The sequence below is a fragment of the Fructilactobacillus sp. YLN 2507 genome (genome assembly GCF_059614085.1).
Genome location: NZ_CM184303.1, coordinates 1,124,178 through 1,145,537 on the forward strand (window position 1 = coordinate 1,124,178; position 21,360 = coordinate 1,145,537).

Below are 21,360 nucleotides of genomic sequence, written 5' to 3' on the forward strand. Positions count from 1 at the left end.
TTCCATGATACAATTAAAAAAAGGAGTGTATTTTTTATGCATAAAAAACGAAAACGACTTTTGTGGATTGCCTTTATCTTAATCTTTATCGCAATGTTAGGCTTGAAACTTTATACCGAAAAGCAACAACAAAAAGTAAGTGAAAACCAAATTAAAATTGTTAATCAATTTAAACAATGCTAACTAAAAAAGAAGCCGAAATTATTTCGGTTTCTTTTTATTTTTTGCATAAGCAAGTTGCACGGCAACGTGATAATCGTCATCAGTTTCAATAATGCCACTTCGCCCCATCATTTTATATTTACCGCCAGTAAGATAAGCTGCCGCTAAATATAGCTTAATTTCAGTTGAATCTAGCTGATCAACTGCTTGAAACCCAACGGTTAGAATATGTCCAACTGGTTTAGCAGTTGCTTCATTAATTCCAACGTAAACTACATATTGTCCATTAACTTTTTTCATCGAAAAATAAGGAATCATAACTCCCTCACCAATTGCATATACTGGCTTTTTATTTTCCTTTAAAACAGTTTTGATTTCATGTTGATCAAGTCCCATATAATCATTCTTCACCAATTTTGCTTGAATCATTTGAACTGCTAAATTATTAATTGCTGCTTGTTCGGTTGCATCGGTCGTTAATTTAGCTGGCATCGTCTTTCGTTCATCAAATAGTCCATTAGCTGGAATATCCCGAAAACGATTAGTCGACTTAACGTCATCTTTCGGCTGAATGTGCAAGGTTTTATTGATAACGGGTGTGATATCAATTTTCGAACTTTTTTTCGTAAAATAATAAATCAAATTGAGATACAAAAAATACCCTAACACAACCGTAATTACCAACATTAGTAACCCACGAGCATAGACTTGATTGGTTAAAAAACGATAAGTAATGTAAATCATATAAAGCCAACCAAAGAAACCTAAAATCGTATAAATACGAGCTTTAACTTTTGCTTCAATACTAATATAGGATAACCAAGAATTAATTCCGTCTAAAATACTAAACATTATTGATTACCTCCTGTCGGACTAGTAGTAGGCGTGGTAGTCGTACTTTCACTATTTGTAGCCGGTTTACTAGTATTACTATCACTGGTTGAATTATTACTGCTATTGTTTGAACTTCCACTATTTGAATTAGTGCTATCAGTAGCTGATTTGCTATCAGAATTATCAGTAGTTGGCTGTTTATTATCAGTGGTACTATCTTTATTACTACTATCAGTGCTAGTGCTATCACTAGTTGGCTTATTTTGATTAGGATCAGTTTTTTTACTATCATCACTCGTTTTAGGATCACTAGTTTTGTCAGAACTTTTATTTTGATTATTAGAATCGGTTTGATTTTGATCCGTCTTAGCAGGAGTATTAGTTTTAGTAACTTTAGCTCCTTCTTGAGTATGGGTAACCTTATTAGTAACCACATTCGTTGCACCTAAAGTTAAACAAATGGTCAAAATTGCAAACGGGGTCAACAATGGTGGAACTCTTTTCATATTTTCAATCCCCTTTCGTTAGTCAATTCATTATCCTCTTTTAACTTTAAAAAAGGTTTAATCATTCATTAATTTTTTGATAATCTGATCTACTTGATGTTTAGTTGCATCCCATCCTTCATTTTGAATCACAATGGCATGTTTCTTCAATTCCTTTGGCAAGTGTAAATCGCGATTAACTTCTTTACTCTGCATCCTTTTTTCCACATCTACTAATTGATCTCCACGTTTTAACATTCGCGCCTTAATTTCAGCTTGCTTTTCAACTGCTACAAATAAAATTTCAACTTGATTCCCCAACTGTTGCTGATAAGTAATCGCACCAGCGGTATCTAAAACAATACTAGCCAATTGATGATGTTTAAGTGCTCGTTCAATGGCTTCTCTGGAAGAACCATACTGGTTTCCCGCATATTTCACTTTCTCTAGTAAATGAAGCTTGGAAAAGCTAGTCTCATTTTCGAAATAATAATTAACCCCATTTTGTTCTCCTGGGCGAGCCGAGCGTGTAGTATGGGTAACAATTGAAGGAATCCCATAAGTCTTTTTTAAATAATTTTGTAGGGTCGTTTTCCCCGTTCCAGCAGCACCAGTTAAAACAATGACCCGTTGCTTCTCTTGCATTTTAAGTCCCCCAAACCTCAAACTCAATCATTATTTTTTAGTTAATTATAGTTTAATTAAAAAAATTTACCATTTTGTAAGGACATATTTTAATAAAATTGGTGAAATAATGGTGGTTAAAATAATGACTAAAATAATTTCAGAGTAAAGATCCTCCGAGAGTAGATGGCTACTAATTGCAACTTGAGCCACAATCAGAGCCATCTCACCTCGTGAAATCATCCCAATTCCAATCACATTAGCATCTTTAAAATTTAAGTGGGACAGCTTAGCGCCAACGCCACATCCAATCCATTTAGTTAAAACGGCTAATACCGTCATAACTACCACAATTAAAATGGCATGCCAACTCGTAACTAATTTTAACTCTAAGCCAATTGAGACAAAAAAGAATGGAACCAAAAAGGAATTTCCCAAAATTTCGATATTTTGAGTTACATCATCCTTAACTGAAGTCCGTGCCAAACTAACTCCGGCAACAAAGGCTCCTAAAACTGAGCTAAGATGACAAATTTCTGCTAATTCTGCCATACCAAAACAGATAAGTAGGGCAACCATGATTGTCAAAGCAACATTGTCAAAATGACGTACTAGTTTTACAATTTCGGGTACAATCCACTTAAACATTAAAAATACAAAAATTGCATAAGCAAATTGCAACCCAATAATTACTAAAATATTAGTAGATTTACTAGAAAACACACTGGTAAAAACACTTAATAAAATAATTGACATCACATCATCAACTACTGCAGCCCCTAAGATAATTGCTCCTGCAACTGTTTTAAGTTTGCCCATTTCTTGTAATACGGCAACCGTAATGGAAACCGAGGTTGCTGCAAAAATCACACCCCATAAAATTGATTCTTGGTTAGTTTGGTGAAGTGACATCCCCAAAATCCAAAAAACAACAATTGGAAAAATAACTCCACTAACCGCAATGATAGTTGCTGCTTTTAGATGTTTAGTAACCTCATCAAAGTCACATTCTAATCCGGCCATCATCATTAAAATGATAATTCCTAATTCAGAAAACGTTGAGACCATATCATCCAAATGCAACCAATTTAACATTATTGGTCCAAGTATAATTCCTGCTGCAATTTGTCCTACAACTCGGGGTAATTGAATTCGAAGGGCAATTTCTCCCCCAATCAAAGCTCCCAATAGTACTAAAACAACTTCCGTTAAATAATTCATAGTCCTCCTATTATTACTTTTCTACTATATTAATAGCATTAATAGCGCTTTCACTAAACCGCTTTTTTGCTTTATTTATATGATACCATGCTCTAGTTAGTGTTATCATATAAATACATTTAATTAAGTGGGTGAAGACTATGAAACAAGGAACAAAAATTTTAACGTTAGACAACGGTTATCATTTATGGACAAATACTCAAGGTGAAGGAAAGATTCATTTATTAGCACTTCACGGTGGCCCTGGGGGTACACATGAGTATTGGGAAGATACTGCCAAGCAATTAAAAAAGCAAGGACTTGATGTCCAAGTTCATATGTATGATCAATTAGGATCATGGTATTCAGATACCCCTGATTGGGATGATCCAGCCGTAGCAAAAAACATTGAAACTTACGAATACTTTGTTGATGAAGTTGAGGAAGTGCGCCAAAAACTTGGCTTAGATGATTTCTACCTCATTGGTCAGTCTTGGGGTGGAGCATTAGTACAAATGTATGCTGCTAAATATGGTAATCATTTAAAGGGAGCGATTATTTCGTCAATGGTTGATCGAATTGGTGATTACACTGATCATTTAGCTCAAATTCGTGAGACTGCTTTAACCCCTGATGAATTAGCTTACATGAAAAAATGTGAATCTGAAAACAATTATGATAACGACCGTTACCAAGCTCTAGTAGGTAAGCTTAACGACCAATATGTAGATCGCAAAAAGCCAGCGGCCATTGCACATTTAACGGAAACAATGAGTATTCCATTATACAATGCCTTCCAAGGTGACAATGAATTCGTAATCACAGGAAAACTAAAAGATTGGAATTTCACTGATCATCTTAAAGATATCAAAGTTCCAACCTTAGTAACCTTTGGTGAACACGAAACAATGCCAATGGAGACTGGAAAACGGATGGCTGAGATGATTCCAAACGCTAAGTTTGTTTCTACTCCGGAAGGTGGCCATCACCATATGATTGATAACGCTCCGGTTTACTATGATCATTTAGCAACTTTCATTCGTGAAGTTGAAAATGGTACTTTCAACCAATAACTGTAAAAAATGACCAATCTAATTAGATTGGTCATTTTTGTTTTATTCAGTTTCAAAATTAGTAATTAAATCAGCCACTTTTCGCTTAATTTTAGCATTTGCAAAAGAATGATTAATCGCATTTAAATTACATTGACGTAATTGTGCTTTGGTTAAATCATTATGATGGGCCATCTGGAAATATTCTTCAGTTAAAGTGGTATCAGAAACCGTTCGATTATCAGTATTGAGACACAACTTTTGTCCCTGCTTAAGCCAATGCTGCAGTGGATAAGCTGCATAACTAGAAACCGCACGAGTTTGGACATTACTAGTAGGACAACCTTCAATGCAAATTTCATTTTCTAGCATGGTCTTTTCAATTGCTTCGTTATTGGCGGTTGCAATTCCATGACCGACTCGTTTACTTCCAGCTTTAATAGCTGCTAAAACATTATCAGCACATCCACATTCTCCCGCATGAAGCGTTAATTGAACAGTAGCACCATCCACAATAATAGGAAAAGCCGCTTTATACATGTTGACAAACCCCACTGGCTCGGGCCCCGCTAAATCAACCCCAACCAGTTTGTCACTTACCAATTTTGACTCAGCAAAAACCTTAGCAACTTCATGTTCCTGATCAGTTCGCATCCCACAAACTAATAAGTTACCGTCAATTTCGTAGGTTGCTTCAGCTCGAGCAATTCCCTTAGCAACTGCTTTAATTGCTTGAGCAATTGTTAACCCTTTTTCAGTAGAAAGACTGGGAGCAAAACGAATCTCAATGTACTTCACTCCGTCTTGACTAGCCTGTTCCATTACATCATAAGCCGCCATTTCTAAAGCTGCTTCCGTTTGTAGATACTGCAGTACAAAATCAAAGGGACGTAAGTAGTCTTCTAAGTTTTTAGCATCCGCTGGTGCAACCATTTTTCTAGTTAATTCCATTAAATTAGTATGGATCATTTCTCCTTGTCCCCTGGCAATTTCACGTAAAGTGTGGGGTCTAATTGAACCATCTAAATGGCAATGTAGTTCTGCTTTGGGAAATCTTTGAATTTCTGCTCTTGTTAACATTGGTATTTTCTCCCGCTTTTTAGTTTAAATTGTTACCATATTACCGGAAATGATCACATTTGACAAGTTTTTTTGATTTTTTTCAAATAAAAAACGAACCTTGTAAAAAGCTCGTTCTCATTTTATTCGTCTTCTTTTAAGCTAAGCTTTTCAACATCAATTTTCTTATCAACTAATCCATCATAAAAGCTTGCTTCGTGACTAACCACAATTGCATTCCCCGGAAAATCATTAATTGCCTTTTTCAAAGAAGCTTTAGTTTCGTCATCTAAATGGTTCGATGGTTCATCAAGAATCAAGAAATTACTAGGGACAAATTCCATCAAGGTCAATTTAACCTTCACTTGTTCTCCCCCCGACAATTTACCAATTTCTTTGAACGCATTAGAAGCATTCATCCCAGAACGAGCCAATTTAGTCCGAATTTCTTTTTTCGTTAACTTGGGATATTTTTCTTGAATAATTTGCATTGGTGTTTGCGTTTTATCTTCCCAAACTAGATCTTGACTAAAATAATTAACCTTAGCTGATGGTGAAAATTCAGCAGTTCCACCCAGTGCTGGAATTAAATTTAAGATACTTTTAATCAAGGTTGATTTTCCAACCCCATTAAAACCTTGAAGTCCTACCTTTTGATCTGTATCAACGGAAAAAGTCACTGGGCTTAGCAAGGGCTTATCGTATCCAACTGATAAATCTTTAACTACTAAAGCATTTTGGGAACCAGTTTCATCATAAGGAAAGCTGAAGTTAGCTTTAACGTTATTCTTAGGTGGTTCAATCACATCCATACGGTCCAACATTTTTTCCCGGGATTTAGCCATGTTAGAGTGACTTCCAGCCTTATTTTTTTGAATAAACTTCTTCGCCTTTTCAATTGTAACTTGTTGCTTTTCAAATTCACGTTGTTGGGTCATTTCTTTTTCTGCCCGTTGTCGCATAGCTGATTTAAAATCTCCCCGATACTTCGTGATTTTGCCAAATGCCACATTAATAATACAATTAGTTACAGGTTCTAAGAAATCATAATCATGCGAGATCACAATAAATGCCCCTTCAAAACTATTTAAATAATCTTCTAACCACTTAATGTGGGCCGTATCTAAGTAGTTAGTTGGTTCATCCAATAGTAAGACATCCGGATTTTCCAAAATTAGCTTAGCTAAAATAATCTTAGACCGTTGTCCCCCACTCATTTGGGAAATCTCGTGATCTCGACCAATATCATCCAAACCCAACCCAGTAATTACCTGTTCAATTTGAGTTTCTACTGCATAAAAATTTTTAGCTTCTAGTTGAGCAGAAATTCGACCTGCACGTTCAAGTAAGCTATCATCCATTGTTTCAGCATATTCTTCATATAACTTTGTCATTTGATCATTTAACTTGTACAATTCTGCAAAAGCAGTGTGCAAAAAATCAATTAAAGTCATCCCACTTGGGATATCAACATATTGATCTAAATAACCAATTGTAGTACCTTTTTGCCAGTTAATTGAACCGGTAACTGGTAATTCTTTTCCAATCAAAATGTTGATTAAGGTTGATTTACCTACCCCATTTTGACCTACAATTCCCATATGTTCACCTTTGTTCAATTGGAAACTTGCATCTGAATAAAGCTTTTTATCTGCAAAACTCATACTCAAATCTGAAACTTCTAAAAGAGCCATTTGTTCACCTTTAAACCTTTCAATCACTAAATAATACAGTAACATATCACCGCATTTTTTGCAGTCTATTTTAGTTTAATGTTACAATGGTATGTATCTTTTTGAAAAGGAGCTGAAATTTATGAGAGTCCAAGATATTGATCATCTTGAATTAACCGTGGATGACCTAGAACAAGCCATGCGTTTTTATCATGAAGTACTTGATCTCCCAATCCTTTTCGAGGGAGAAACTAAGATGGTTTTTCAATTAGGTAAGCAAAAGCTTATTTGTAAAACTCCCAACAATGAAAGTTTGCAGGCTATACACCCTACAATTGGATCAACGAGCTTTAGTATCCTCGCTAAAGATTCACTAGCTAACGTTGAAAAACATCTTGCAAATTATTTTATTGATATCATTGCTGGACCAATTGAAAGTGAATTCAATAATAAAAAAATAACTTCACTTTACATTAATGATCCAGCCGGAAACTTAATTGAAATCCGTGAATATCACAAGTAGAAAAATGCATTCAGATTTTAAGGAAGGAATATTTTATATATATGACTCAAAATAACAATACCGAGGTAGCAAAGCCAAAAATGTCTTTGTTCAGTGTCGTAATGTTAGCTTTAAGTTCAATCATTGGATCAGGTTGGCTCTTTGGAGCTTGGGAAGCATCAAAAATCTCAGGACCAGCTGCCATCATTTCCTGGATTATCGGTGCAATTGTCATCGGAATCATCGCTTATATTTACATCGAACTTGGAACCATGTTCCCTGAAAGTGGGGGAATGAGTAAGTACGCTGGCTATACTCATGGCCCATTACTTGGGTTTATTGCCTCCTGGGCTAACTGGGTTTCCTTAGTAACCTTACTTCCAATTGAAGCAGTGGCTGCTGTCCAATACATGAGCTCTTGGCCATGGTCATGGGCTAATTGGACTCATAACTTTGTCGCCAATGGAACGGTAACTACCGAAGGTCTGATGGTAGTCTTCTTATTCATTTTGGTGTTCACGTTATTAAACTACTGGTCCGTTAACTTACTAACACGATTTACCAGTTTAACGTCTATTTTCAAACTAGTAGTTCCCTCAGTAACTATTATTATGCTTCTAATCACTGGATTTCATCCTGGAAACTTTACTAATCATAGTTTTGGTGGTTTCTTACCCTATGGAACAGCTCCAATTTTTGCTGCTACCACAGTTTCTGGAATTATTTTTTCTTATAATGCTTTTCAAACCGTCATCAATGTTGGTGACGAGATTACTAACCCCAAGAAAAACATCTGGCGGGGAATCGTAATTGCCTTATTGGCCAGCATTGTAATTTACATTATGCTCCAATTTACTTTTATCGGAGCCATTGATCCAAACATGCTTGCCAAACACGGATGGCACGGAATTAACTTCGAATCACCATTTGCTGATTTAGCTATTATGTTAAACATTAACTGGTTAGTAATTCTACTTTATCTAGATGCCTTTGTTTCACCATTTGGAACTGGAGTTTCCTTTGTTGCTTCAACTAGTCGAACATTAGCTGCTATGACCCAAGGTGGACATATGCCTAAGTTTTTAGGTAAGATTAATAAAAAATGGGGAACTCCCAGAATTGCTATGATTGCTAATTGGTTAATTAGTTGTATTTTAGTTTCAGTCTTTAAGAACTGGGCTGTCTTGGCAAGTGTTATTTCTACTTCAACATTAATTGCTTATGCAACGGGACCTGTTACCTTAATGGCATTAAGAGAACATGCTCCTGAATTTAAACGTCCCGTTACCATTAACTTCGCTAAAGTAGTCGCCCCACTAGCTTTTATTTTAGCTAGTTTAGCAATTTACTGGGCTATGTGGCCAACTACTATGGAAGTGATTGTTGTAATTGCTTTAGGCCTCCCATTCTACTTTTTCTATGAAGGCAAATTAAACTGGAAAAACTCTAAGAAAAAACTGCAAGGTAGTTTGTGGATGCTCTGCTACTTAGCCTTTATGGCCGCCTTTTCATACATCGGATCAACTCCTTTTGGTGGTCAAAACTGGATTCATTACCCATATGATTTTCTAGTAATTATTGTGGTATCCCTTGGATTTTATTACTGGGGTGTCCACAGTTATCAAGAAACAAGTGAAATGAAAGATGCTAAATCAGTTAACAATAAGGTAAAAAACAATTAAAATAGTTATGTATTAGTTTCTTCTATAACTAAGCTCCCATTTTTTGGGAATCGAGGTCATTATGAATAATCAAGATCGAGACACTAGATTCCAAAGATATGATTTTACCCCTAAACGTTCTCAAGTTAAACGAAAACGTCGGCCACACATTTGGCCTTGGATTTTAGGGTTAGTCATTGTTGTACTTATTTTAACTTTTGGAATTCGATATGTTTTAAATAACAGTCAGCAAGTTTCCAATCAAGCTCCAAAAACCCCTGTTACTGCTAAAAAAATTAATAGTAGTAATGCTAATGTTAATAATTCCAAAACTAGTAAAAGTCAAAGTAAATCCACTACTAATGAAGCTCCAATAAGTGAACCAGCTAAAAACGAAAGCCCATCATCAGAAACTGATGATGATGCCGGTTTTGCTGAACCCCATATCTTTAATTCTCTCCAAGATGCTAAAAATTGGGCAAATGCTACTAAGTCAGATTGGACAGCAGTTGGATATAACTATTGGACTGTTAATCAAAACAGCCAGGGATATTACGTACTAACTTTTACCAAATAATCAAAAAAGAAGGCTCTATTTGAGGCTTCTTTTTTCGTGTTCAAAATTAGTTAGTTTATAATATATTTAGGAGGAAAAACATCATGAAAATTTCTGTTCCCTTAAACAACGGCTGGCTACCAGACCGTTATACCAAACATGCAGATAGTGTTGCCAAAATTGATGGCCTTCCCTACATCTCGTTTCCAATTAACATTGAAGGAGTTCCGACTAAAGCAAAATCATTAGCGTTAATCTTGACCGATGATGATGCTATTCCGGTTTGTGGTTTCACCTATATTCATTGGGTGGCAGCTAATTTGGACCCCAACATCACCATTATTCCAGAAAATGCCAGTCATGAAGAATCTATTTCGATGACACTGGGTCATAACAGTTTAGCTGGCCAATTAATAAATGTACAAGATCCAATAGTTAATGAACATTACGTTGGGCCAACTCCTCCAGACCAGCCTCACAATTACCACTTAACTATGTATGCTTTAGACCAAAAATTAAACTTAAAAGATGGTTTTTGGCTTAATGAATTAAAACTAGCTAGCAAGGGTCACGTTTTAGCAGAAGCAAACGTCAGCTTGCCAGTTAAAAACTAATTGGAGAAAAATTATGGATAACGAATACCAAAGAATTCTTGTTCCTGTTGATGGTTCCAAATACTCAGAAGCAGCTTTAGCTAAAGCTGCTGAGGTTGCCATTCGAAATGAGGGGCGATTAGATGTCGTCAGCGTTATTAACACAACCTCATTTGGTTTTACTTATGGCGTCTTAAGTGGAGATGCTATTACTCAGATGATTGATGATGAAGTTGCTTATCTCAAAGACTTAATCAAAAAAATCACCACTAAAACTGGGCTTAAAAATATTCATATGCATGTGCGGTTTGGTAATCCACGAAATGTAATTACTTATGATTTTACAAAAGATTATCATACGGACTTAATCATGATGGGTGCCACTGGTAAAAATACAACTGAACGTCTTTTAGTTGGTTCAACTGCTAGCTATGTCAACAGTCATGCCCCTTGTGACGTGATGATTGTACGTACAAATCTCAAAAATCAACCAATTACTGATTAAAATCTAAATTAAAAGAACGGAGACCGATCGGTCTCCGTTCTTTTTTAGTCCATTCCCATAATTCTTTTTTTCGAAAGAAAAGCATCTAAATAATCAAAAGCTAACTCGTCAATTTCACTTAACGCTAATTCAATTAATTGAGGCTCTGCAGGCTTGTCTTTTGTAATATAGCGAATTGAAACTATTCCTTTATCAAACTTAAAGGGGACGCCAAAATAAGTATTCCCTTCGTTAGATTTAATTCGTAAAAAACGCTTAAATTTAATTGCTTGATTAACTACAGTTACAAACATATCGACGGTACTATCAAAACTTCGTTCATTATTCAAAAGTGGTTGCAAAAAAGTTCCTTGAGCCATGTTGATGGCTACAAAGTGATTAATAAGCCTTAAATAGTCGCTCTTTAACTCTAAACGACTAATCTCAGTTAGCCGAATTAACTCATAGCCACCAAATTGACCATTCATATCGACTACTGCAAAAACAACTGAATCAGCATTTACAGCTCGAACCTGCCCAATGAAAAATAATTCTGGATTAATTTTTGGAATCATAATCATCCGACGTCCACTTTCTTTGGCCCGATGAAGAGCAGCAAAAATTTCTAGATTACCCTCAATATCTTGTGACTCAACATGGTTCGTCATTAATATTTTTTTCGATTGGCTTAACAAATTCAATTCTTGACCTAAAAATTCAATTAATTTAATTTGGTGAAGTAACATCTTGGTATGGTTCAAATTACTACTATCAAACTTATCAAAAGTCGTTAATTCCACTTGATTATAACCAAGCGAAGAAACAAAGCCTTCCATCATCTTACCATCTGCTTTAATTAGTAAAATCGGTTGTTGATAAACTAGCGCATTTCCTAAAACTTGTTTTAATAAAGAGACTTTATCGTTCAGTTTCAATTCTGGTTGATCTGACGAAATCAAACGTAAATCATGAGCCATATGGATTCGTTCATCCATTTTAGTCAAATCTTCACTGTAAAAATCCACATCAAAAATATCGTTATAATCAATATAAACAAACCCATTGCTGAGCCCATCCTCAGTATACGTACTCAAAATTGTACCGTTATTATCAACTCCCATTACCATTCCAGTGTAAAAAATTGATGATTCCAGTTGAATTACATTCACCAAAGTGTGGTGTTCAATGGAATAACGAAGATTATTAATAATTTGTGTTTTTTGTGAATATTCCAATCTTATCCTCGATTTCTAAGAAAGTGCATTAGCCATATAATCTTTCAATTCTTGCCCTTTTTTTCCACAACTAAGTGCCACGATTAACTTCATACGTGCTTTTTGACCGTTTAATTGGGTACAAAAAATCAAACCTAGTTCTTGTAACTCAATTCCACCACCATCATACGCATAAATTGGTTGTGCTGAACCACTAAAACAACGGGAAACTAACACAATTGGAATATTGCGTTTCAACAGTGCTTGAATAGCTGGCAAAGTAAGTGCGGGCAAGTTTCCTGCACCCATTGCTTCAATAACCACTCCCTTTGTTTGGTCATTATCCAATGCTTTAAATAAGGAATCTGTCATTCCAGCATACGCTTTTAATAAAAATACTCCATCAATTACCTGATTGATAGCGGTGTATTCACTTCCAATTAACTGCTGAGCAAAGCTTACTTGGTCATGATCGACCGTTCCTAACGTCCCATAAATTGGATCTTTAAAAGTATCCACACTCGTCGTATGGGTCTTAGTAACAAACCGTGCCGCATAAATTCCCGTATTGAAAACGACTAGTACTCCTTTGTTTTGTGCTTCATCCGAAGCAGCAACCTGAATCGCAGATTTAAAGTTAAAAACTCCATCAGCACCAATTTCATTGGAAGAACGCATCGCCCCAGTCACTACTACTGGAATGGTATTTGGCAACGTTAAGTCTAAAAAGTAAGCTGTTTCTTCTAAAGTATCAGTTCCATGAGTTACAACCACTCCATCAACGCCCTCTGCAATTGCTTGTTTAATCCGATTAGTAATTTTAAGCATTGTGGTTGGCGTCATTTGAGGGGAAGGTAAGTTCATTAATTCATCATTAATCACATTAATATCACGAAGCCCTAAAATGTCATTATTATCAATTGGATTTTCGTCGTTTTGAACTACTCCTCCTTTTTCATCTTGTGACATTGAAATGGTTCCGCCAGTATGAATTGCCAAAATGTTTTTCATTTTAAATTACTCCTAGTCGTTCTAAATGTTTACCTTTAATCTTACCACATCACATATTCACAAGCAGTTATTCTAACTAAATATTTTCTTTTAAGTAAGCTATCTTTTATAATTGGTTAAAGCAAGCAATCACAATGATTTACAAAATAATCATCTTTAACATCATGTTTTCAATTCAACGCCATCTAGTCTAAAATAGAGCTGAGGTGAAAATAATGGGAAATAGAAAAATTGAAAAACAAGCACGCCAAGATATTATCATTGATATGAACGATTTTTTAATTACGTATGCTAAAACCATCTTAGGTCCAGTACCAGATCTTGCTCAGCAAGTTTATGCAGCTGGAAAAGATAATCTTAGTGGATTAGATCAACTTTTTAATGATGCTGGTTATGGACGCAAACAAAAATATGAGGCCATCGCACAGGGATTTGTTTGTAATTTTTACCATGTTGAACCCGCTGATACTAAGGACGATGTAAATAAATTAACTACTGAAGCGATGCGTTATCTAGGAAAACATCCTGAAAAACTAAATCATTGGGCTGAGGCATAAAAGCAACTGACTTCGGTTGCTTTTTTATTTTGAAAGCAGAAACAGGTGAAACCTTATGAATAAAATTGGTGTTCGTGATTTAGTGGGATTTATATTGCGAAGTGGAGACCTCAACACTTCTATGAATAGTACTAATACCGCACAGGCCGGAACTCGAATTCATCAAAAACTACAGCGAAATCGGTCCAAAGATTATCAAGCTGAATATTACTTGTCCACTAATGAAACATTAAATGGTCACGAATTTACCGTGGACGGCCGAGCAGACGGGGTTATTATCCATGACTCATCAGCTGAAATTGAAGAAATTAAAACTTCAGATCTTGAATTTGAAAATTTATCTCAGAATAAACTAACCTTGTACTGGGGCCAAGCCAAAGTCTATGCCCACTTATTGATGAAAGCTCATCCAGAAATTACGAACGTTAACTTAAGATTAACGTATGTCCAAACCCCCGACGAAATTATTACCCATAAAGAACAAACGATTACTCAATCCGATGCAGCAGATTTTTTCATGGATTTAATGGATGAATACGAAGAATGGATTAAATTGCAAGATGATCTAACTCAGGACAGGGTCACATCCGCTCAAGCCGTTAAATTCCCTTTTGGAAAGTACCGTAAAGGACAACGTGAATTAGCCACCGTAGTTTATAAATCAGTTTTATATCATAAGCATTTATTTGCCGAAGCTCCTACCGGTACTGGAAAAACAATTTCAACCCTTTTTCCAGTAATTAAGGCCATGGGTAATCAATTAACTGAACGAGTTTTTTATCTAACTGCCAAACAATCAACCAGACGAGTAGCTGAAGAAGCAATTGCGCTGCTAAGCGAATCCGGTTTACGGTTGCATAGCATTACTTTAACTGCCAAAGATAAAATCAAATTCCAAGAAGAAAATGACTTAGCTCCCGAACAAAATCCCTATATGATTGGCTATTACGATCGGCTTAAGCCTGCTCTAAAGGCCATACTGACACAGGAACATCAAATTACTCGTCCAATTATTGAAAAATATGCTCATCAATATACACTTGATCCTTTTGAGTTTTCATTAGATATCAGTATGTTTTGTGATGTAATCATTGGTGATTATAATTATCTTTTTGATCCACGGGTTCACTTAACCCGTTATTTTGAAGTCGAAAATCATGACAATTTCTTCTTAATTGATGAAGCCCATAATTTAGTTGATCGTTCCCGTGACATGTACTCAACTGATTTAACTTCTGCTCCAATTAAAGCTTTAATTGAAATTTTTAATGAGCATCCTGAAGAAAATAAACCAATTTTAACCAAATTACGAAGTCTCAAACGAGCTTTTAATGCAATTGCAAAACCATTAAAAGATCAGCAACAAAATCAAGCCGATTTTTTAGAAGAAAATGAAAAGTTTACTAAAGCGGTTAATAATCTAATTAAAGTATTACGCAAATGGCTTGCCAAAGCGGAGCCATCAAAAAATAATGAGATAGTTTTAGAATACTTTTTTCAGTGTATTAACTATGTTAAAATCAATGAATTTTTTGGACCTAACTATCGGTTGCGTGTTTTGTTAGATGATTACGGAGTTACCGTCCGCCTATTTTGTATGGATCCCAGTCCATTTTTAGCTGATACGTTAAATTTAGGTGGTGGGGCAATCTTATTTTCCGCCACACTATCACCCATGGATTACTACCGTTCCGTGCTTGGAGATGAAACTGATAGTCTAAAGTATCAATTAGATTCCCCCTTTGATGAAAAAAAACGAGCAATTTTAGTGTCTTCTTATATCGATACTCGTTACCATAATCGAGAACAAAGTCTCTCTAAAATTGTTAAGTCAATCAAAACTTTAATTGACGGAAAATGCGGTAATTACTTAATCTTTGCCCCTTCTAATCAATATTTACAATCTATTTTTGATGCTTTCCATCAAAAATATCCAGACGTTAAATTAGTTAAGCAGGAACCAACCATGAGTGATGAAGCTCGAAATCAGTTTTTGTCGGCGTTTGAACAACCTGAAACTGATCCTGTACTTGGTTTTGCCTTACTAGGCGGCATTTTCTCAGAAGGCATTGATTTGGTTGGTGATAAATTAATTGGCGTGGGAATTGTCAGCGTGGGCTTACCGGGATTAAATCCTGAAACCAATTTAATTAGAAATTATTTTGATGAAAAAAATGGTCATGGATTTGAATATGCTTATCAAATACCTGGTTTAAATAATGTCTTTCAAGCTGCTGGTCGACTAATTCGTGGCACCAAAGATCATGGAATTATTTTATTAATGGATAACCGTTTTTTAACAAATCGTTATCATGACTTTTTCCCGAAATCGTGGTATAGTAGTACTACAGTGCACAATTTATCTGAGCTAAACGATTCTGTTAAGCACTTTTGGCAATTGAACTAATATTATTGAAATTACCAATTTAAATCATTTTAAAATTAACAATTAGATTTAAGAAACGAGGCAAAATAGTGACTGATAAACGTTATGATGAGGCAATGGAACGTTTAAAAGAGAATAATGTTCGAATTACCCCACAAAGACAAATAATTTTAAAATACTTAATTGAAAACGATAATCATCCAACCGTTGAAACTATTTTTCATGTGCTAGATAAAACTTTTCCTAATTTAAGTATGGCAACTGTTTACAATAATTTACGGCTTTTCAAAAAATTAAATTTAATTATTGAATTACCTAGTGTTGATGGTGGATATCGGTACGATTTTTATGATCATCCTCATTTACATGCTGCTTGTGACATCTGTAATAAAATTATTGACATTGACAACCCCGAATTTACTAAAATCGAGGAAAAACTTAAAGAAGAAACTCGAGCAATTGGCTTCAAGCCCACAGTTTCTAGTGTTTCGATTCATGGTATTTGTAAAGAATGCCAAGCAAAGTTAGCCAATCAGTAGTAAATTCCCACGATTAATAATCGTGGGTTTTTTATTGCAAAATTTCGAGGAGCTTTTTAATGAACCTTTACTCATTACAATATGTTGAACATAGTTTTAACTTGACAACGTATTTTTATTCAATTTTAACTGCTTTCATTGCCCTAGTAATGATTATTAGCGGGATTTTTTACTATCGCAACCAAAATAATCCTCGCTTTCGGACGCTTTTTATTTTGGTTTCCATGATTGGAGCCCTCATTATAGCAATGCAAGCTGGTAGATTAATTGATCAACAAAACTCAGAGAGCAAGACCAGCCAAACTGTCCAACTGATTAAAAAGGTAGCTAAAGATCATCACACCTCACCTAATCAAATTTATTCAAGTAGTACAACCCTCTCAGATGGCATGACCCTCCAAATTGGAAAAAAATATTATACCGTTAATTTTAATAATGATCAATCAAGTTATTCATTAACCAAAGCCGCGTTAGTTAATGATCCTCATCGAATCAAAGAAGCTGACTTTAATTGGACAAATTCAGGTTCTCAGGCCGGTGATATGGATTATTGGGATATTGCTTTAAAATTTATCGTTGGTTTAGTTACAATTGTTTTGCAAATTAACTTATCTGGAAAGGGAAATCTAGCCCCTTCTAATGCCATTGATCAAGTTCAAAATTACATTCTTGGGGGAATTATCGGGGGTACCATTTATAATTCTCAAATTACTAACCTCCAATTCATTGTAATTATGTTAATTTGGTCTGTAATTGTATTTGCAATTAAATTTCTAACTTCCCAAAATAATACTTTAAATAAATTAATTAATGGAAGCCCACAGGTCCTAATTTCAAGAGGAATAGTCAATGTCCGTCGGGCTCTCAAAAATGGAGTAACCGCTAGTGAACTAATGTTTAAACTGCGAACTCATGGAATTAATGATATTAAAGATGTACGAAATGCAACTTTAGAACAAAATGGACAACTAACCGTTAATACTTATGACAACGATTCAGTGCGTTACCCTTTAATTTCTGACGGACAGTTAAACCCTTCTGCCTTAAAGCGAGAAGGGTTAACTGAGGAACAATTATTAGCAATGCTAAAAGCACGCCATATAACTGTTTCAAACGTTTATTTAGCCCAAATGAATGATAAAAAATTAGAAATTGTAAACTACCCTTCTAAAAATCGAATTTTCGATAAAAAGTAATTTAAGATAAAAACCATAATCATTACGATTATGGTTTTTTATATTCATTTAAATTTAGTATTTACTACAATTAAATTTTAAGGTAAAATAAGATAGTGTTCTAAATTAGAATAATTATAAATAGGGAGTTCTGATTATGAAAAAGAAAAAAATGTCGCTGGCTCAAAAAATTAACGTCTTACGGGCTAGTGTAATGGGTGCAAACGATGGAATTTTATCAATTGCGGGAATCGTTTTAGGAGTTGCAGGAGCTTCTACTAGCAATTGGGCTATCTTAGTCTCTGGATTAGCCGGTATGTTAGCTGGAAGTGTCTCAATGGCAATGGGAGAATATGTTTCAGTTAATAGTCAAAAAGACTCCGAACAAAAAGCGGTTGCTACTGAAAAAAAGGCTTTGAAAGATGATTTTCAAGGTGAATTTGAGTTTGTTGAAAAAAAATATATTGCTACTGGAATGGCTAAAACATTAGCTCATAAAGCAACCACTGAAATGATGACTAACAATGCTCTTACTACAGCAGTACGGGAACGTTATTCATTTGATCCCAGTAAATTTACAAGTCCCTATGCGGCGGCATTTGCTTCTTTAATATCATTTCCTCTGGGTTCACTTCTTCCACTCATTTCAATTTTTGTGGGGCCAAAAAACCTGCACATCGCAACAACTTTTATCGCTGTGATTATTGCTTTAGCAATTACTGGTTATCTCGCTGCAATTTTAAGCAAAGCTAACAAAACTCATTCGGTATTGCGAAACGTGATTTCTGGTATTGTTACCATGTCCGTTACATATTCGGTCGGAGTACTAGTTGGCATGATAGCCTAGGAGGATTAAGTCATGAAATTATTTAAAAAACATCATAAATTAACCATGGACGAACGTCTAAATAATCTTCGAGCTGGAGTGCTTGGGTCTAACGATGGCATTTTAACCGTTGTTGGAGTTCTATTCTCAGTTGGTGTAGCTACCACCGATATCTATACTATTTTCATCGCTGGGTTAGCAGATTTATTGGCATGTGCTTTTTCAATGGCAGGTGGCGAATATGCATCCGTTAGTTCTCAACGTGATACTGAAGAATCAGCGGTTCGAGAAGAAGATCAGTTACTTGATACAAACTTTAAAGGGGAACGCCAAGACGTAGTTAATTACTACATGGAACGTGGAATTTCAGAAGCTACTGCTGGTGAAATTGCCGATGATTTATTAAGTAAAAATGCCCTTCAAACTATGGTTTCAGTAAAATACGATATGCAAATTGGCCATTACATGAGTCCTTGGTCAGCAGCTTTTTCTTCATTAATTTCAGCTGCTTTAGGTGGATCACTTCCATTATTAGCAATGACCTTACTGCCAACTGAATTTAAATGGAGCGGAACAATTATTGCTGTTATAATTGCTGTAGCTCTGACTGGTTACTTTAGTGCCATTTTAGGACGAGGAATCATCAAAACTGCAATTATCAGAAACGTAATTGTCGGAATCTTAACGATGTTTATTCACTATTTCGTAGGGATTATTTTCGGAAGCTTTTTTTAATAAACAGATAAAAATAATTTTAATTTATAAATTAGCTACGTCAAAGTTACTTTGGTGTAGTTTTTTTGTTACTATTAATAACAAGTATTGAAAGGATTTGATAATTATGACAAAAGCTGAATTTTCCGTTGATAAAAAAGCAATTAAACAAGATATTTATGAAGCAGTAAATGGAGCATGGATTGACCAGGCTACTATTCCTGATGATCATGCTTCCGTTGGTGGATTCATGGATTTGGTTGACGATATTGATAAAACCTTAATGCATGACTCAGTTGCTTTAGCAAACGGAACCTTACCTGCTAAGACTCCAGAATTAGTTGAATATACTAAGTTTTACAAAATGGCTGAAGACTTTAGTCGCCGAAATGACGAAGGTGCTAAACCACTTCTCCCATTAATTGAACGAATTCAAAATCTTCATAATTACAATGATCTTAATAATCAACTTTCTGATTGGATTTTAAGTGGTCTTCCTACTCCTTTTAATTTTGACATTGATCCTGACATGAAAAACGCTAAATTAAATGCTTTATTTGCAAGTGGTCCTGCTCTTTTCATGCCTGATAAGACTTATTATGAAGCTGATAATCCAGCCTATGACCAATTAATGCCAATTTTCACTGACATGAACGTTAAACTATTAGAAATGGTTGGTTATCAGCATACTGAAGCCGTTGAAACAGTTGAAAAAGCGAAAAAATTTGATAAATTAATTGTACCAAACGTTAAATCTGCAGAAGAAGCAGCTGATTATAGTAAAATGTACAATCCCCAAACTACTGATGAATTAGCTAGTTCAACTACCGTCTTAAACTTAAAAGCTGCCATCAATCAATTAGTCGGTGAAGTTCCTAATACAGTAATCGTTACTGAGCCCAAATATTTTTCAAACTTATCTGAACTTTTAACTTTTGAAAACTTCGATTTGATGAAAGCATGGATGTTAGTTAAAACCGTTAAGGGTTATAGTTCCGTTCTTAGTGAAGAATTCAGACAAGTCGGCGGAACCTATAGTCGTGCCTTATCCGGTAAAAAAGCTGCCACTAATCCAACAAAAGCTGCCTACTACTTAGCTTCTGGAACATTTGATCAAGTTGTGGGTGACTATTATGGTCATAAATACTTTGGTGAAAAGGCCAAAGCAGATGTCCATCACATGGTCGAAAATATGATTGATGTTTACAAAAACCGCTTAGAAAATAACAATTGGTTAAGTCCTGAAACTAAAAAAATGGCTCTTAAAAAACTTACTAGTCTCGGAATTCAAGTTGGTTATCCTGATCAAGTTGACCCCCTTTACCGTAAATTCCACGTTGATGAAAAGCTCTCATTATTAAACAATGTGATGAATTTTAACAAAATTGCAACTCAAGCTACCTTTGCAAAGTGGAACCAACCTGTTGAACGTGAACGATGGGAAATGAGTGCCGCAACGGTCAATGCTTACTATCATCCTTTTAAGAATATTATTGTTTTTCCAGCTGCCATCTTACAAGCTCCATTTTATAGTTTGAAGCAAGGATCTAGTGCTAATTATGGAGGAATTGGAGCCGTGATTGCCCATGAAATTTCCCACGCCTTTGATAATAATGGGTCTTTATTTGATGAATTCGGTAACCTTAACAATTGGTGGACCAAAGCTGATCATGAACATTTTCAAGCTTTAGCCGATCAAATGATTTCCGAATTCAATGGAATTCCATTTGCTGGCGGCAAAGTAAATGGTAAGCTAACCGTATCAGAAAACATTGCAGATGCTGGGGGACTTAGCTGTGCCGAAGCAGCTGCTAAACGAGAAGCTGACGTTGATTTAACTGCTTTCTTTATTAATTGGTCAAGAATTTGGCGGATGAAAGCAACCCCTGAATACCAACAATTATTACTTTCGATTGATGTGCATGCGCCTGCCCCTCTTCGTGCATCCGTTCAAGTTAAAAATTTAGATGATTTTTATGCTACATTTGACGTTACTAAAAATGATCAGATGTATCTAGCTCCTGAAAAAAGAGTTAAAATTTGGTAATAAAAA

General features: G+C 35.3%; 22 protein-coding genes. 14 read left to right on the plus strand and 8 right to left on the minus strand.

The features are described from left to right. Nucleotides 1-36 precede the first annotated feature (36 nt). Nucleotides 37-183 (plus strand): hypothetical protein, encoded by a 147-nt coding sequence (locus tag AC0GLY_RS05860; RefSeq protein WP_496611237.1) that lies wholly within the window; start codon nt 37-39, stop codon nt 181-183. A gap of 18 nt (nt 184-201) precedes the next feature. Here the strand turns inward: AC0GLY_RS05860 and AC0GLY_RS05865 are convergent, their stop codons facing one another. From AC0GLY_RS05865 to AC0GLY_RS05880, 4 genes are all read right to left on the minus strand, one after another. Further along, entirely contained in the window at nt 202-1,014 is an 813-nt protein-coding gene (locus AC0GLY_RS05865; protein ID WP_496611238.1) for a DUF6681 family protein, read from the minus strand. Beyond that, complete coding sequence (locus AC0GLY_RS05870) at nt 1,014-1,502, minus strand: hypothetical protein (protein ID WP_496611239.1); 489 nt, start codon at nt 1,500-1,502, stop codon at nt 1,014-1,016. Before AC0GLY_RS05870 ends, AC0GLY_RS05865 begins: the two co-directional genes overlap by 1 nt. A gap of 57 nt (nt 1,503-1,559) precedes the next feature. Next, a complete protein-coding gene (locus AC0GLY_RS05875) occupies nt 1,560-2,126 on the minus strand; it encodes a guanylate kinase (protein ID WP_496611240.1) in 567 nt (188 codons plus the stop codon). A 66-nt stretch (nt 2,127-2,192) separates the two neighbouring features. After that, a complete protein-coding gene (locus AC0GLY_RS05880) occupies nt 2,193-3,326 on the minus strand; it encodes a cation:proton antiporter (RefSeq protein WP_496611241.1) in 1,134 nt (377 codons plus the stop codon). A gap of 140 nt (nt 3,327-3,466) precedes the next feature. On the opposite strand from AC0GLY_RS05880, the gene AC0GLY_RS05885 reads away from it, so the two are divergent. Beyond that, entirely contained in the window at nt 3,467-4,378 is a 912-nt protein-coding gene (locus tag AC0GLY_RS05885) for a proline iminopeptidase-family hydrolase (RefSeq protein ID WP_496611242.1), read from the plus strand. Between the two features lie 42 nt (nt 4,379-4,420). Here the strand turns inward: AC0GLY_RS05885 and add are convergent, their stop codons facing one another. Together add and AC0GLY_RS05895 are read right to left on the minus strand one after the other, a co-directional pair. Further along, complete coding sequence (gene add / locus AC0GLY_RS05890; protein WP_496611243.1) at nt 4,421-5,437, minus strand: adenosine deaminase; 1,017 nt, start codon at nt 5,435-5,437, stop codon at nt 4,421-4,423. 122 nt (nt 5,438-5,559) lie between these two features. Continuing rightward, nucleotides 5,560-7,110 (minus strand): ABC-F family ATP-binding cassette domain-containing protein, encoded by a 1,551-nt coding sequence (locus AC0GLY_RS05895; RefSeq protein ID WP_496611244.1) that lies wholly within the window; start codon nt 7,108-7,110, stop codon nt 5,560-5,562. Between the two features lie 121 nt (nt 7,111-7,231). Here AC0GLY_RS05895 and AC0GLY_RS05900 point away from each other — a divergent pair, with 121 nt between their 5' ends. The 5 genes from AC0GLY_RS05900 (at nt 7,232) to AC0GLY_RS05920 (ending at nt 10,906) form a co-directional block, all read left to right on the plus strand. Then, complete coding sequence (locus tag AC0GLY_RS05900; protein ID WP_496611245.1) at nt 7,232-7,612, plus strand: VOC family protein; 381 nt, start codon at nt 7,232-7,234, stop codon at nt 7,610-7,612. A gap of 41 nt (nt 7,613-7,653) precedes the next feature. Further along, nucleotides 7,654-9,273 (plus strand): APC family permease, encoded by a 1,620-nt coding sequence (locus AC0GLY_RS05905; protein ID WP_496611246.1) that lies wholly within the window; start codon nt 7,654-7,656, stop codon nt 9,271-9,273. Nucleotides 9,274-9,334: 61 nt separating this feature from the next. Further along, complete coding sequence (locus AC0GLY_RS05910) at nt 9,335-9,829, plus strand: hypothetical protein (RefSeq protein ID WP_496611247.1); 495 nt, start codon at nt 9,335-9,337, stop codon at nt 9,827-9,829. A gap of 83 nt (nt 9,830-9,912) precedes the next feature. After that, nucleotides 9,913-10,422 carry a YbhB/YbcL family Raf kinase inhibitor-like protein gene (locus tag AC0GLY_RS05915; protein WP_496611248.1) on the plus strand — a complete coding sequence of 170 codons (510 nt, stop codon included), beginning with the start codon at nt 9,913-9,915 and terminating at the stop codon, nt 10,420-10,422. A gap of 13 nt (nt 10,423-10,435) precedes the next feature. After that, nucleotides 10,436-10,906: a universal stress protein gene (locus AC0GLY_RS05920; RefSeq protein WP_496611249.1), complete on the plus strand. Its 471-nt coding sequence runs from the start codon at nt 10,436-10,438 to the stop codon at nt 10,904-10,906. Nucleotides 10,907-10,950: 44 nt separating this feature from the next. Here the strand turns inward: AC0GLY_RS05920 and AC0GLY_RS05925 are convergent, their stop codons facing one another. After that, a complete protein-coding gene (locus AC0GLY_RS05925; protein WP_496611250.1) occupies nt 10,951-12,120 on the minus strand; it encodes a hypothetical protein in 1,170 nt (389 codons plus the stop codon). Between the two features lie 15 nt (nt 12,121-12,135). Beyond that, nucleotides 12,136-13,110 (minus strand): asparaginase, encoded by a 975-nt coding sequence (locus tag AC0GLY_RS05930; protein ID WP_496611251.1) that lies wholly within the window; start codon nt 13,108-13,110, stop codon nt 12,136-12,138. 215 nt (nt 13,111-13,325) lie between these two features. Between AC0GLY_RS05930 and AC0GLY_RS05935 the strand changes: the two genes are divergently transcribed. From AC0GLY_RS05935 to AC0GLY_RS05965, 7 genes are all read left to right on the plus strand, one after another. Beyond that, complete coding sequence (locus AC0GLY_RS05935; protein WP_496611252.1) at nt 13,326-13,667, plus strand: hypothetical protein; 342 nt, start codon at nt 13,326-13,328, stop codon at nt 13,665-13,667. 55 nt (nt 13,668-13,722) lie between these two features. Next, nucleotides 13,723-16,074: an ATP-dependent DNA helicase gene (locus tag AC0GLY_RS05940; RefSeq protein ID WP_496611253.1), complete on the plus strand. Its 2,352-nt coding sequence runs from the start codon at nt 13,723-13,725 to the stop codon at nt 16,072-16,074. A 68-nt stretch (nt 16,075-16,142) separates the two neighbouring features. Continuing rightward, a complete protein-coding gene (locus AC0GLY_RS05945) occupies nt 16,143-16,592 on the plus strand; it encodes a Fur family transcriptional regulator (RefSeq protein ID WP_496611254.1) in 450 nt (149 codons plus the stop codon). Between the two features lie 59 nt (nt 16,593-16,651). Then, a complete protein-coding gene (locus tag AC0GLY_RS05950) occupies nt 16,652-17,788 on the plus strand; it encodes a DUF3290 family protein (protein WP_496611255.1) in 1,137 nt (378 codons plus the stop codon). 136 nt (nt 17,789-17,924) lie between these two features. Continuing rightward, complete coding sequence (locus AC0GLY_RS05955) at nt 17,925-18,614, plus strand: VIT1/CCC1 transporter family protein (RefSeq protein ID WP_496611256.1); 690 nt, start codon at nt 17,925-17,927, stop codon at nt 18,612-18,614. Between the two features lie 12 nt (nt 18,615-18,626). Continuing rightward, nucleotides 18,627-19,328, plus strand: a complete 702-nt coding sequence (locus tag AC0GLY_RS05960) for a VIT1/CCC1 transporter family protein (protein ID WP_496611257.1) — start codon at nt 18,627-18,629, stop codon at nt 19,326-19,328. 106 nt (nt 19,329-19,434) lie between these two features. Continuing rightward, on the plus strand, nt 19,435-21,354 hold the full coding sequence (locus AC0GLY_RS05965) for a M13 family metallopeptidase (RefSeq protein ID WP_496611258.1): 1,920 nt from the start codon (nt 19,435-19,437) through the stop codon (nt 21,352-21,354). Nucleotides 21,355-21,360: the final 6 nt, after the last annotated feature.